The 12701-nt window shown below is 63.1% G+C and carries 14 protein-coding genes; 9 read left to right on the forward strand and 5 right to left on the reverse strand.

Features of this window, described 5'->3' with window-relative positions:
* Window positions 1-40: 40 nt before the first annotated feature.
* Window positions 41-898 (forward strand): prephenate dehydratase, encoded by an 858-nt coding sequence (locus MOD31_RS09845; RefSeq protein ID WP_166842221.1) that lies wholly within the window; start codon window positions 41-43, stop codon window positions 896-898.
* Here MOD31_RS09845 and MOD31_RS09850 read toward each other — a convergent pair.
* The 4 genes from MOD31_RS09850 to MOD31_RS09865 form a co-directional block, all read right to left on the reverse strand.
* The gene (locus tag MOD31_RS09850) at window positions 895-2277 is read right to left on the reverse strand and encodes an FAD-dependent oxidoreductase (protein WP_250820472.1); all 1383 of its coding nucleotides are present in this window, start codon (window positions 2275-2277) and stop codon (window positions 895-897) included. The two genes, MOD31_RS09845 and MOD31_RS09850, sit on opposite strands and share 4 nt — an antisense overlap.
* 29 nt (window positions 2278-2306) lie before the next feature.
* On the reverse strand, window positions 2307-3284 hold the full coding sequence (trxB, locus tag MOD31_RS09855; RefSeq protein ID WP_250820473.1) for a thioredoxin-disulfide reductase: 978 nt from the start codon (window positions 3282-3284) through the stop codon (window positions 2307-2309).
* A 24-nt stretch (window positions 3285-3308) separates the two neighbouring features.
* The gene (locus MOD31_RS09860) at window positions 3309-3731 is read right to left on the reverse strand and encodes an arsenate reductase ArsC (RefSeq protein ID WP_142937795.1); all 423 of its coding nucleotides are present in this window, start codon (window positions 3729-3731) and stop codon (window positions 3309-3311) included.
* A 135-nt stretch (window positions 3732-3866) separates the two neighbouring features.
* Window positions 3867-4559 (reverse strand): helix-turn-helix domain-containing protein, encoded by a 693-nt coding sequence (locus MOD31_RS09865; protein ID WP_250820474.1) that lies wholly within the window; start codon window positions 4557-4559, stop codon window positions 3867-3869.
* Between the two features lie 45 nt (window positions 4560-4604).
* Between MOD31_RS09865 and MOD31_RS09870 the strand changes: the two genes are divergently transcribed.
* From MOD31_RS09870 to MOD31_RS09880, 3 genes are all read left to right on the forward strand, one after another.
* On the forward strand, window positions 4605-5342 hold the full coding sequence (locus MOD31_RS09870; protein ID WP_250820475.1) for an MIP/aquaporin family protein: 738 nt from the start codon (window positions 4605-4607) through the stop codon (window positions 5340-5342).
* Between the two features lie 74 nt (window positions 5343-5416).
* Window positions 5417-5767, forward strand: a complete 351-nt coding sequence (locus MOD31_RS09875) for a metalloregulator ArsR/SmtB family transcription factor (RefSeq protein WP_250820476.1) — start codon at window positions 5417-5419, stop codon at window positions 5765-5767.
* Window positions 5768-5784: 17 nt separating this feature from the next.
* Window positions 5785-6273 carry a GNAT family N-acetyltransferase gene (locus tag MOD31_RS09880; RefSeq protein WP_250820477.1) on the forward strand — a complete coding sequence of 163 codons (489 nt, stop codon included), beginning with the start codon at window positions 5785-5787 and terminating at the stop codon, window positions 6271-6273.
* Window positions 6274-6276: 3 nt separating this feature from the next.
* Here the strand turns inward: MOD31_RS09880 and MOD31_RS09885 are convergent, their stop codons facing one another.
* Complete coding sequence (locus MOD31_RS09885; protein WP_250820478.1) at window positions 6277-8451, reverse strand: MMPL family transporter; 2175 nt, start codon at window positions 8449-8451, stop codon at window positions 6277-6279.
* 166 nt (window positions 8452-8617) lie between these two features.
* Between MOD31_RS09885 and MOD31_RS09890 the strand changes: the two genes are divergently transcribed.
* The 5 genes from MOD31_RS09890 (at window position 8618) to MOD31_RS09910 (ending at window position 12701) form a co-directional block, all read left to right on the forward strand.
* The gene (locus MOD31_RS09890; protein WP_142937789.1) at window positions 8618-9130 is read left to right on the forward strand and encodes a MarR family winged helix-turn-helix transcriptional regulator; all 513 of its coding nucleotides are present in this window, start codon (window positions 8618-8620) and stop codon (window positions 9128-9130) included.
* A gap of 69 nt (window positions 9131-9199) precedes the next feature.
* On the forward strand, window positions 9200-10015 hold the full coding sequence (locus tag MOD31_RS09895) for a methyltransferase domain-containing protein (protein WP_250820479.1): 816 nt from the start codon (window positions 9200-9202) through the stop codon (window positions 10013-10015).
* Between the two features lie 100 nt (window positions 10016-10115).
* Window positions 10116-10475 (forward strand): YciI family protein, encoded by a 360-nt coding sequence (locus tag MOD31_RS09900; protein ID WP_062068338.1) that lies wholly within the window; start codon window positions 10116-10118, stop codon window positions 10473-10475.
* Window positions 10476-11699, forward strand: coding sequence for an RNA polymerase sigma factor (locus tag MOD31_RS09905; protein ID WP_284705354.1), 1224 nt, complete (start codon window positions 10476-10478; stop codon window positions 11697-11699).
* Between the two features lie 18 nt (window positions 11700-11717).
* Window positions 11718-12701 (forward strand): aldo/keto reductase, encoded by a 984-nt coding sequence (locus tag MOD31_RS09910; protein WP_166842211.1) that lies wholly within the window; start codon window positions 11718-11720, stop codon window positions 12699-12701.

Below are 12701 nucleotides of genomic sequence, written 5' to 3' on the forward strand. Positions count from 1 at the left end.
GGTTGGGAGGCCGGGCGCTCTGCGTGTAACCATGAGCATCATGGCCCAGAAAATTGCGTACCAAGGTGAGCCGGGAGCCAACTCGGATCTCGCGTGCAAGGAAATGTTCCCCGACCTCCAAAGCGTTCCATGTGCGAGCTTTGAGGACGCATTTGAGCTGGTATCCACTGGCGAAGTGGATCTGGCCATGATCCCGATCGAGAACTCCATCGCCGGGCGTGTGGCCGATATCCACGTCCTTCTCCCCCAGTCCAAGCTGCAGATCGTCGGCGAGTACTTCTTGCCCATCCGCTTCGACCTTTTGGGAATCCCGGGCAGCACCATTGAAGGCGCCACGGAGGTCCACAGCCACATTCACGCCTTGGGGCAGTGCCGCAGGATCATCCGGGAAGCCGGCCTCAAGCCCGTCATCGCTGGTGACACCGCAGGCTCAGCCCGCGAAGTCCGGGACTGGAACGATCCCCGGAAGCTGTCCCTCGCTCCGCCGCTCGCCGCTGGCCTCTACGGGCTTGAGGTGTTGGCCTCCGGTGTGGAGGACGATCCCACCAACACCACACGCTTTGTTGTTCTGGCCCGTGAACGCGAGCTTCCCACCAAGGAAGAACTGCCCGGTCCAGCGATCACCAGTTTTGTTTTCCGAGTCCGAAACGTTCCGTCGGCCCTTTATAAGGCACTAGGCGGTTTTGCGACCAACGGCCTCAACATGACGCGGCTGGAAAGCTACATGGTGGGCGACGAATTCGCCGCCACCATGTTCCTTTCCGACGTCGAGGGGCACCCTGCGGATGCTCGTCTCCGCCGTGCACTGGAGGAACTCGAGTTCTTCACCACCGAGGTTCGGGTCCTTGGTGTTTACGCCGCCGATGGTTACCGCGAACGCAACACCGTCAGCGCCTAGTCCAGGTTGGCCCCGGAGCGGCCGTGAGCCAATCCCGTGGGGATGCCAATGAGCACCGGTTCCGGAGCGGAGCAGCAACCGCCGGACTGCTCGCCCTCCGAGGACTGAACTGCGGCAGGCACGTCGCAGCTGGTACCGGCGTCGGATGAGCAGACACCGGTTTCGGGTAGCCCCAGGTGCACCGTGTCAGCCGCCGCCTGATCCCCGCCCAGCGCGGCAGCCACGGAACGGACCTGCTCGTAGCCGGTGGCCAACAGGAAGGTGGGTGCACGGCCGTACGACTTCATGCCCACGATGTAGAAGTCTTTCTCCGGGTGGGCGAGAACCTTCGCGCCGTGCGGCGGGACAGTGCCGCAGGAGTGGAACTCGGGATCGATCAGCGGGCCCAGTTCCGTAGGGGCTTCAACAGCAGAGTCCAGGTTCAGGCGCAGTTCCCGGAGCATGTCCAGATCGGGGCGGAAGCCTGTACAAGGGACGACGACGTCCGTCACCACACTGCGACCGTCACCGGAGGATACGGTCACGTCGTGCTCCGAATCGACCAGCGAGTTGATGCCGAAGCTTGTGTGCAGTTCGATCGTGCCGGCATCCACCAGACGGCGAAGCCGGGAGCCGAGCTGTCCGCGTGCGGGCAGGCCGTCGGCATCACCGCCGCCGTAGACCTTCTCCGGGGATGCACCGCGGATGGCCCAGAGAATGCGTGTTTCGGGCTCTGTCCTGGCCAGTTCCGCGAGGTTGATCAGCGTGTTCGCTGCGGAGTGGCCTGCTCCGACAACCAAGACACGTCGGCCAGCGAACGAGGCCCGATCCCGTCCGGAAACATCGGGAAGGGGTGAGGAGATCCGGTCTGATGCGCGGACCTCACCGATAGCAGGTAACCCTGACGTACCAAGGGGATTGCGGGTGGACCAGGTGCCGGAGGCGTCGATGACAGCCGACACGGTGTAGTCGCGCACCTCCCCATCAGCGTGTTCCACTCGGACCATAAACGGGGTGGTGTCGCGGTCGCGCACATGGGTTTTATCGAGGCCGGCACGGGTAACCGCGGTGACGCGTGCGCCGGTCTGCAAACGGGAGGCAACGGCCGGGTGTGCTGCCAACGGACTGAGGTACTTATCAACAAGTTCGCCGCCGTAGGGCAGGGCGGTCAGCCGAGGCGACTCCCAGCCCGTGGGCTCCAGCAACCGAACTGCCGCTGCGTCGAGGTTGAATCGCCACGGGGAGAACAAGCGTATGTGCCGCCACTGCTCAATCGCTGAACCCGCTGACGGCCCGGCCTCGAAGATTATCGGATCCAGACCCCGTTCCAGCAGGTGGGCCGCTGCAGCCAAGCCGATGGGGCCAGCGCCTATCACGGCGACAGGAAGGTTCTCAACCATGGGTAACTCATACCTCCGTTGGGTAAAGCTCAGAAGTGGGTGGGCTCTTCGACCAGTGCTGTTGCAATGCTGTCGGCGTCGTCCAGGGCAGCGAGGTAACGCTCAGCGTCGAGGGCGGCAGCGCATCCTGTGCCCGCCGCAGTGATGGCCTGGCGATAGCGGTGATCCACGGCGTCGCCACACGCGAACACACCGGTGAGGTTGGTCATGGTGGTTGGCGAGGCCACCTTGATGTAGCCCTCGGCGTCGAGGTCCACTTGTCCCTCCACCAGTTCTGTTCGCGGCAGATGACCGATGGCTACGAAGATTCCTGTGGCAGCCTGCTCTCGGGTTTCACCAGTACGCGTGTCCTTGAGCGTCACCCCCGTGACCTTCGTGTCTCCATGGATGGCCGTGATAGCCGAGTTCCAAGCGAAGGTGATCTTGGGATTGTCCTTGGCACGCTGCGCCATGATCCGGGATGCCCGCAGCTCACCCTTCCGGACCACTACCGTGACGGACTTCCCAAAGCGCGTCAGGAACGTCGCTTCCTCCATGGCGGAGTCACCACCACCGACAACGATGATGTCTTGCTCACGGAAGAAGAAGCCGTCGCATGTGGCGCACCAGGATACTCCGTGGCCGCTGAGCTTCTTTTCCTCCGGAAGACCGAGCTCCTTATACGCCGAGCCCGTAGCGAGAATGACGGCAGGTGCCTCGTGGGTCTCACCGGCTCCGGTGACTACGCGCTTGAGGTGAGCCTTGAGATCAACCTCAGTGACGTCGTCGAACACCATCCGGGCCCCGAACTTTTCCGCTTGCTCCTGGAGTCCATCCATGAGTTCGGGTCCCTGAATACCGCCAGGGAAGCCAGGGAAGTTTTCCACTTCCGTGGTGTTCATGAGGGCGCCGCCTGCGGTGACGGAACCTGCCAGCACCAGGGGATTCAAGCCGGCACGGGCTGCGTAGATCGCCGCTGTGTAGCCAGCAGGGCCGGACCCGATAATGATGAGTTGTTCGTTGCTCACGGGAGTTGCTCCTGGTAGTCGGGGTTACTTGGCCGCGGGGATCAGTGACGCGATAAGGCCTTCGATGCGGGTCTTGATATCGTCGCGGATCGGCCGGACCGCGTCCACACCTTGCCCTGCGGGGTCCTCAAGAACCCAGTCCTCGTAGCGCTTGCCGGGGAAGTACGGGCACTCGTCCCCGCAGCCCATGGTGATCACGACGTCTGATTCTTTGACGGCTTCAGTGGTGAGGACTTTGGGGATCTCGGCCGACATGTCGATACCAAGCTCAGACATGGCTTCCACCGCGGCGGGGTTCACCTTGTCTGCGGGCTGCGAGCCGGCTGAACGGACCTCAATGGCACCCTTGGAAAGGGTGGTGAGAAAAGCTGCGGCCATCTGTGAGCGCCCTGCGTTGTGAACGCAGACGAACAGAACGGACGGCTTCTTAGCGGTTTCGGTGCTCACGGTGTTCTCCTGTGTCAGTTGGGTCTGGTCGGGATCGATCCGCACCAATGCCGCGATGTGTCATATCGATAATCGTCGATGCATTGAGTATCGGTCCATAGATTGATGATTGTCAATATATTGAGGACTGCAGAGCTAGGCGGCACGCAGCCGGGGGGCGAGATCGTGGACTCGGCGCGAAATGTCGGCGAACGCGTCCTCAAACGCTTGCTCGCTATCAAGTCGCACCGGATCCGGAATGGACCAGTGGATGCCCTGGAGCCCCGGCAGCTCCTCGTGGGCGTTATCGCAGACGGTGATCACCAGGTCTTCGGCACCCGCCACGTGGTCGATCAAGCGGGGCTTGGCGCCCCCAAGGTCCAAGCCGTGGCGGCGGGCAACATCCACGGCACCGGGTGCCACATGTTCGGCCGGATGCGTTCCCGCCGAAACCGCTGGGATGTCACTAGCCGTTCGCCACAGAGCGGTAGCCAGTTGCGAGCGGGCGCTATTGCGGGTGCACACAAATAAGACGCGCCGCGCCCCGTGCTCGCGGCCGGGAGTGAGGCCTTCCAGAGCGCCGGGCGCCAGACGAACATAGCTTCGGCGCTTGTCAGCTTCGGAACGATGCCGCACCGCCAGCCCCGCGAACTCCATGGATCGCAGATGGTGCGACAGTAGATTCGCCGGCATCCCCAATTCCGATTGCAGCTCCGTGGGCGACAGGTCCCCCAAGGTGAGCAGGTCTACGATGCGGAGCCGCGCAGGGTCACTCAGGGCCGCGTACTTGGCGGCTCTCTCCAAAAGAGCTGCCCTCTCCAGAGGGCTTGAGCTTTGATCAATATTCATTGATTCAATTTTGACTGAACTACTTTCATCAGTCAAGCTGTCTTCATGACTTCTTCCCCGACCGCCCTCTGGCGGCGCGCCTTCGCCGAAGCACTGGGTACCTGCCTGCTGGTAGCCATAGTCGTCGGCTCCGGCATCGCGGCCCAGCAGCTCTCCCCGCATGACGTCGGCCTGCAGTTACTGCAGAACAGCACCGCCACCGTGCTCGGGCTGACCGTCCTCATATTGGCCTTTGGCCCCATCAGTGGCGCGCACTTCAATCCGGCGGTGTCACTGGTGGACTGGGTTCTGGCCAGGCGAACCGGCAGCGGGCTGTCGCTAGGGGAATTAGGCGCGTACATTGCGTCGCAGACTGCGGGCGCCATCTGCGGCAGCGTGCTGGCGAACGCCATGTTTGAGGTGGGTACGTCAATCTCCAGCAAGGAGCGCACAACTCCGGGCCACCTGTTGGGCGAAATCGTGGCCACGGCCGGACTTATTCTGCTGATTTTCTCCCTCGCCGCAACCAAACGTGGCTTCTTGGCAGCCCCAGCTGTTGGCGCCTACATCGGGGCGGCTTATTGGTTCACTTCCTCGACGTCCTTCGCGAACCCCGCGGTCACGGTAGGACGGGTCTTCAGCGACACCTTCGCAGGGATCGCACCCGCCTCCGCGCCTGGATTTGTTCTGGCGCAGTTGGTTGGCGCTGCCATAGGACTGGGACTTCTGGCGATGCTGTTCCCCACGGAATCGCGCGCACCAGAGGACGTCGTAGTACCGCACCCAGCGGACAAGCACGCATGATCCACCCTTACACTCGGGGGTAATGCCCAAGTAAAGGACATTGATGGCCGTCAATGTAGGCGCATAATGGGTTCATGACCGCCTTACCAATACTGCAAGCCGCCTCGGAGCAAGACTGCTGCGAAGCAACGGGCCACCCTGCCCTGAATGCGGATGAAGCCAAGCGGAAGGCAACGGTTTTCAAAGCCCTCGCAGACCCTAACCGGCTGCGGCTTCTGTCCATGGTCAAGGCTGAACCGTCAGGAGAATCCTGCGTCTGCGACCTCACTGAGCCACTGGGCCTGGGCCAGCCGACGGTGTCGCACCACCTGAAGATCCTTGTGGATGCAGGCTTGCTTCACCGGGAGAAGCGCGGCACGTGGGCGTATTACTCCATGGTCCCGGGCGCATTGGACAATGTAGCCGGCGCCCTGGCCGCGCTGTGACGGTAGCGCTGAGGGCTATGGAGCCCAAAGACTGGCGGGCAGTCAGGGAGATCTTCCAGGAAGGAATCGACACCGGCTACGCCACTTTCGAAACAAATGCCCCCGAATGGGCTGCCTTCAACAACTCCAGGCTTCCGGACCACCGGCTGGTAGCGGTCAACGAGACGGGCGTGATCCTCGGCTGGACCGCAGTCTCACCGGTTTCCTCGCGTCCGGCCTACGTCGGCGTCGTTGAGCATTCCATCTACGTTGCGGGCGCTGCACGCGGCCACGGCGTTGGGAAACTCCTTCTGCAGGCCCTGGCTGCTTCCACCGAGGCGCAGGGAATCTGGACCATCCAGTCCAGCATTTTCCCGGAGAACGAGGCCAGCCTTCGACTCCATCAAGCCAATGGGTTTGCCATTGTCGGGCGGCGGAACCGTATTGCTCGCGTGAGCACCGGACCCGCCGCCGGACAATGGCGCGACACCCTGCTGCTAGAGCGCCGCTCGCCCGTCATTGACTGACGCTTACCGCCCCACCGACGCCTGCTCCTCCTCACGAGGACCCACAACGTCCGTGTAAGACTCACGCGCAAGCTTGCTCGGCCACCAGATCTTGCTGCCGATGTCGTAAGCCAGCGCGGGCACCAGCAGGGATCGGACCAGCACCGTGTCCAGTAGCACGCCGAATGCCACGATGAAGGCGAGCTGGACCAGGAACATGATGGGAATGACACCGAGGGCTGCGAACGTGGCCGCCAGGACCACGCCGGCAGAGGTGATCACACCACCGGTGACGGCCAGTCCGCGCAGGATGCCCGGACGTGTCCCATGTTTCAAGGATTCTTCCCGGACCCGACTCATGAGGAAGATGTTGTAGTCCACGCCGAGGGCCACCAGGAACACGAAACCGAACAACGGCACAGTGGCGTCGGCACCGGAGAATCCGAACACCCCGTTGAAGACCCAGGCGGAAACTCCCATGGCGGCGCCGTAGGAGAGCACCACGGACAGCACCAGCAACACCGGCGCCACCACGGAGCGCAGCAGGAGCATCAGGATGAAGAGGATGACCACCAGCACGATCGGGATGATGACCACCAGGTCGCGCTGGGCTGTGGTGTTGGTATCCAGCGCAGTTGCTGTCACGCCGCCCACCAATGCTGCGGAATCAACCTCGCGAACAGCCACACGCAACGACTTCACGGCCTCTTCAGCCTCAATCGAGTCTGCCGCCGAGTTCAACGTGGCATTGATGAGGATCCTGCCGTCGCGAACTGCCGGCTCAGCAGGAGCGCCGGGGGCACCGGTGATGGGAACATTTCCGTCAGCCAGCAGGTAGGCGTCCCCCACGCCGTCGGCTGCTTTGACCTTGTCCAGGACTTGCTGCGCGGAACCTTGTGAGGCGACCACGACGGCGGGGCTGCCGCTACCGGCGTCGAAGTGGCGCGCCAGCGCTTCCTGCCCGTCCACGGCGTCGGACGCGGAAAGTATGACATCCGTTTGCGGAACCCCGTTGGCCTTCAACTGCAACAAGCCTGTGGAAGCGACCAGGAGGAGAAGGACCGAAGCCACCCACACAACCCGCGGGCGCTTGGAGACCAGACGACCCGTGGCGCGCCACAGACCCTTTTGCCCCTCAAGGCCGGTGACAATCTCCGGTTCGCGTTCGTCGTCGGGCAGCAGCTTGGGCCGGAAGGGCCAGAAGGCCGAACGGCCCAGCAACGCCATGAGCGCGGGCAGCAGCGTGAGCGCAGCGAACAAGGAGCACAGAATGCCTGCGGCAGCTACAGGTCCCAGCGCCTTGTTGGAATTCAGATCGGAGAACAGCAGGCAGAGCAGCGCAATGATGACAGTGGCCCCGGAAGCGAGGATGGGCTCGAAGGAGGCCTTCCATGCCGTGATCACCGCTTGGGTGCGGTCGGTGGTGTGCGTGAGCGCCTCCCGGAACCGCGCCACGAACAGCAGCGCATAGTCCGTCGCGGCGCCAATGACCAGAATGGACAGGATGCCTTGGCTCTGGCCGTTCAACTGAATCCAGCCGGCCTTCGCCATTCCAAACACCAGAAGGATCGCGGCGCACAGGGCAAACACGGAGGTGAGCAGCACTGCGATTGGCAGCACCACCGAGCGGTAGACCAGCAGCAGGATTACGAACACGGCACCCAGGGCAACCAGCAGCAGGATGCCATCAATTCCACCAAAAGCGTTGACGAGGTCGGCGGTCAGGCCTGCCGGACCAGTGACAAATGCCTTCATGCCGTCCGGCGCGCCGGGCTGCACGACGTCACGCAGCTCCTGGACTTTCTCCCGCAGCTCATCCGAGGACGCCATGGGGACAACGAACTGAACTGCCTTGCCGTCTTGCGACGGGATGGGCCCGACGACGGCGGTCCCCAGCTTGAGCGCCTCAATGTCGGCTTTCAGCTGGGCTGCTTCGCCCAGCTGCGCGGGGGTGAAGGAAGCGTCACTCTCGATGATGACGATTGCCGGGATCTCTTCGGAGTCCCGGAATTTGGCCTGCCAGTCAGCGGCTTCCGTGGCTTCGGCGCCAGCGGGAAGGAAGGAAGCTTGGTCGTTGGATGAGACCTCTTCCAGTCGGCCGAACGTGGGGCCGCCGATTCCTGCGATGCCCAGCCAGGTGATGACCAGCACCACTGGTATCAGCCAGCGCAGCCAGAACGGTATCTTCTGCGAGTTCATGAGTCCTTCTTTTGGTGGGAGTGCTTGAGGGCTTTATTCCATCATAGATTATCTCTATGATGGAACTATTCCAAGACCTCATTACTATGAATGCCGGAATCCCTTATGGCTGGGAGTAATATCCGGAAGGCAGTAATCACATGACAACGCTGGCAGGAGGGCGGACATGTCGAACCCCACAGACCCGCGCCCCGGCGAGGGGCGCCCCGAGAACGCGGCTCCCCAAGAACTTGTGCGGCTCCTCCAGGACTTCACCCTCGAGGCCAACCACTATGTAGACGCCGCAGGCGGCCGGAACGACATGCACCGCACGGACCTCAACGCGCTGGCCGTCATTATGCGCCACTCCGCAGCGGGCAAGGTGGTCACCCCGGGTGTTCTCCGCGCCGAACTCCGGCTCAGCTCCCCTGCCACTACCGCATTGGTTGATCGCCTGCACGCCTCCGGACATGTGGTGCGCGAACGACTCGGGACGGACCGCCGGCAGGTCCAGTTGCAGATGACCCCCAAGGCGTACCAGGACGGAAGCGCCATGTTCATGCCGCTCGCCATACGCATGGGTAAGGCAATGGCCGCTTACAGCCCTTCGGAGCTGGCGCTGGTGACCCGGTTCATGACTGACATGGTGGAGGCCACCCTCGCCGCCCGCGAAGAAGCGGCCGAAGCGGAACCCAACTGAGTCGCATTTGTGCGCGTTTTGAGGGTCCAAAACGCGCACAAATGCGACCCAGTTGGGTAGCGTTTCCCTATGAACGCGCAGCAGCCTGAAGATGTCTATACCCACGGGCACCACGAGTCGGTTGTCCGGGCCCACGCCTCACGGACGGTCCAGAATTCGGCCGCGTTTGTGATTCCCCATCTCACCCCCGGAACGTCAGTTCTCGACGTCGGGTGCGGACCCGGCAGCATCACCTGCGACTTCGCGGGGCTGGTTGCGCCCGGGCAAGTGATCGGCTTGGACCGGTCCGCCGACATCGTGGCACAGGCCACCGAACTGGCAACCGAGCGCGGCGTGGACAACGTTTCCTTCCAGACCGGCAACATTTACGATCTCGACTTTGAGGACGAGTCCTTCGACCTCGTTCACGCACACCAGGTCCTCCAGCACCTGACAGACCCCGTCGCCGCCCTCCGTGAAATGCGCCGGGTGGCGAAACCCGGCGCCATAGTTGCGGTCCGCGACGCCGATTTCCACGGCATGAGCTGGTACCCGGAAGTCCCCGAGCTGGACGACTGGATGGAGCTCTACCAGAAGATCGCCCGCCGCAACGGAGCAGAACCCGACGCCGGCCGTCGCCTTGTTTCGTGGGCCCAGCAAGCAGGATTCACTCAGGTAGCGCCCACCAGCAGCAACTGGCTCTACGCCACCGCCCAACAACGCGCGTGGCAGTCCCGGGTCTGGAGCGAACGGGTGCTGCACTCAGCGTTCGCCGAGCAAGCCTTGGAGTACGGTTTCGCCAACGAGGCCGACCTCGCCCGGATCGCTGCAGGCTGGCACCGCTGGGGAGCCTCCGACGACGGCTTCTTCCTCATTCCCAACGGCGAGGTGATCGCTCGGGCATAATCTCCGGAAAAAGTTTGCCGAACCATGTAGAAATGCCGCCCGCAGTTCCGACCCATGAGTGAAAGCACCCACAAAGGGCGCCCCTCACAAGGAGTTTGAGATGAAATACATGATCATGATGTTCGGATCTGCCGAGGGCATGATGGAGACCGCTGACCCTGCATGGATTCAGGAAATGATCGGATTCATGATCCAGATCGACAAGGACCTGACCGAATCCGGTGAGATGGTGTTCAACGCGGGCCTCGCCGATGGCAGCACCGCGAAGCTCGTCAAGCAGACCCCCGACGGCGTCATCACCACCGACGGACCCTATGCCGAATCCAAGGAGTCGCTTGTTGGGTATTGGGTGGTCGATGTTGCCAGCGAAGAACGCGCGGTGGAGATCTGTTCCAGCATTGTGAAGTACGCGCAGGTAGTCGAACTCCGCGCAGTTCAGGAAGCGCCACCGGAGGTCTAACTGGGCTCCCCGCCGGACGCACGAATCGAGGACCTGCTGCGCACTCTGGCGCCGCAGGTCCTCGGCGTGCTGGCACGGACACACGGCCAGTTCGATGCCTGCGAGGATGCCGTCCAGGAGGCACTCCTTGAGGCCTCACTGCAGTGGCCTTCCGGACTCCCGGACAACCCGAAGGCATGGCTGATGGCGGTCGCGTCACGCCGGCTGGTTGATTACTGGCGAAGCGAATGCGCCCGCCGCGCCCGCGAGGAACGTGTTGCGGCCATGGACGCCGACTTCCACTACAGCTCAGTTTCGGAAGCCGACGACACCCTCACCCTGATGTTCCTCTGCTGCCACCCCGCGTTGTCCGCACCATCGCAACTCGCCCTAACGCTCCGGGCAGTTGGAGGACTCACGACGGCGGAAATCGCCTCAGCTTTCCTGGTCCCCGAAGCGACCATGGGTCAGCGCATCAGCCGTGCGAAACAGGGGATCCAGAAGGCAGGAGCCACGTTCACCATGCCGCCGCCTTCCGAGCGCAAGGCAAGGCTCGGCGTCGTACTTCACGTGCTGTACCTGATCTTCAACGAAGGCTACGCGGCCAGCTCGGGTCCGTCGTTGCAGCGTGAGGAACTCACCACTGAAGCCATCCGGGTGGTGCGTCTGCTCGTAGCCGTTGCGCCGCGAGAGCCGGAGGCGACTGGCCTGCTGGCGCTGATGCTGCTCACCGATTCCCGGCGCGCAGCCCGTGCGTTGGCAGACGGAACGCCTGTGCCGTTGGCGGAGCAGGACCGGCGCCTCTGGAACCGGGACCAGATCGAGGAAGGCATCACTCTGCTGTCCGCCGTGCTGGGTCGCGGTGCCGCGGGGCCCTATCAGCTCCAAGCGGCCATCGCTGCCGTTCATGCAGAGGCCGCCTCCAGCGATCAGACCGACTGGCCTCAAATTCTGGCGCTGTACACAGTGCTTGAAGCGGTGGCACCCAGCCCCGTGGTCACGCTGAATCGCGCGGTTGCCGTGGCCATGGTGCATGGTCCGGCCGCCGGGCTTGAACTGCTGGCGGGACTGGATACGGCGCTGGGCCGCACACACCGTTTGGACGCCGTGCGGGGCCACCTGCTGGAGATGTCGGGCGCCTATGTGGAGGCCCGCGCAGCGTACCTCTTGGCGGCCAAGAAGACCGGAAGCCTGCCCGAACGAAAGTACCTCATGGAAAAAGTCGCGCGGATGGACCAGCAGTAACCCCATATAGTCGGAACCATGGAACAACGCATACTTGGCAAGACCGGCCGGTCCGTCTCCACCGTCGGACTGGGAACGTGGCAACTGGGAGCCGATTGGGGTTCCGTCACCGAAGAGGACGCCTTTGCCGTCCTTGAAACCTCGGTGGAAGGCGGCGTCAATTTCTTCGACACCGCAGACGTCTACGGCGACGGGAGGAGCGAGCAGTTCATCGGCCGCTTCCTCCGCGCCAACCCGGACACGGACATCACGGTTGCCACCAAGATGGGCCGCCGCGTGGATCAGGTCCCCGAAAATTACACCTTGGAGAACTTCCGGGCGTGGACCGACCGCTCCCGGCGCAACCTGCAGCAGGACACCTTGGACCTCGTTCAACTGCACTGCCCTCCCACGTCCGTCTACAGCAGCGACGAAATCTACGACGCACTGGACACCCTCGTCAGCGAAGGGGCCATCCGCAACTACGGCGTCAGCGTTGAGCGCACCGATGAGGCCCTCGAAGCCATCAAGCGCGGGAATACTGCATCCGTGCAGATCATCCTCAACGCCTTCCGCCTCAAGCCCTTGGATGAGGTTCTGCCCGCAGCCAAGGAAGCGGGCGTAGGCATTATTGCGAGGGTGCCGCTGGCGTCCGGTTTGCTGTCCGGGAAGTACACGCCGGACACCGAGTTCCCTGAAAACGATCACCGCAATTACAACCGCGACGGGTCTTCCTTCGACGTCGGCGAGACGTTCTCAGGCGTCGATTTCGCAACCGGCGTCAAGGCCGCGCAGGAGTTCAGCGGATTAGTGCCCGACGGCGTCAGCACCGCCCAAGCGGCCCTCGCCTGGGTCATCGCGCAGGACGGTGTCACCTCGGTCATTCCCGGTGCACGATCCGCTTCGCAGGCAGCGGCAAATGCCGAGGCAGGTGGCCTGCAGTCTGTAGGCGCCGGGCTCACGGACGGGGTCCAGGACATCTACGACCGTTACTTCCGCGCAGCGATTCACCCGCGCTGGTAG

It is taken from the genome of Paenarthrobacter sp. TYUT067, assembly GCF_023656375.1.
Taxonomy (GTDB): domain Bacteria; phylum Actinomycetota; class Actinomycetes; order Actinomycetales; family Micrococcaceae; genus Arthrobacter.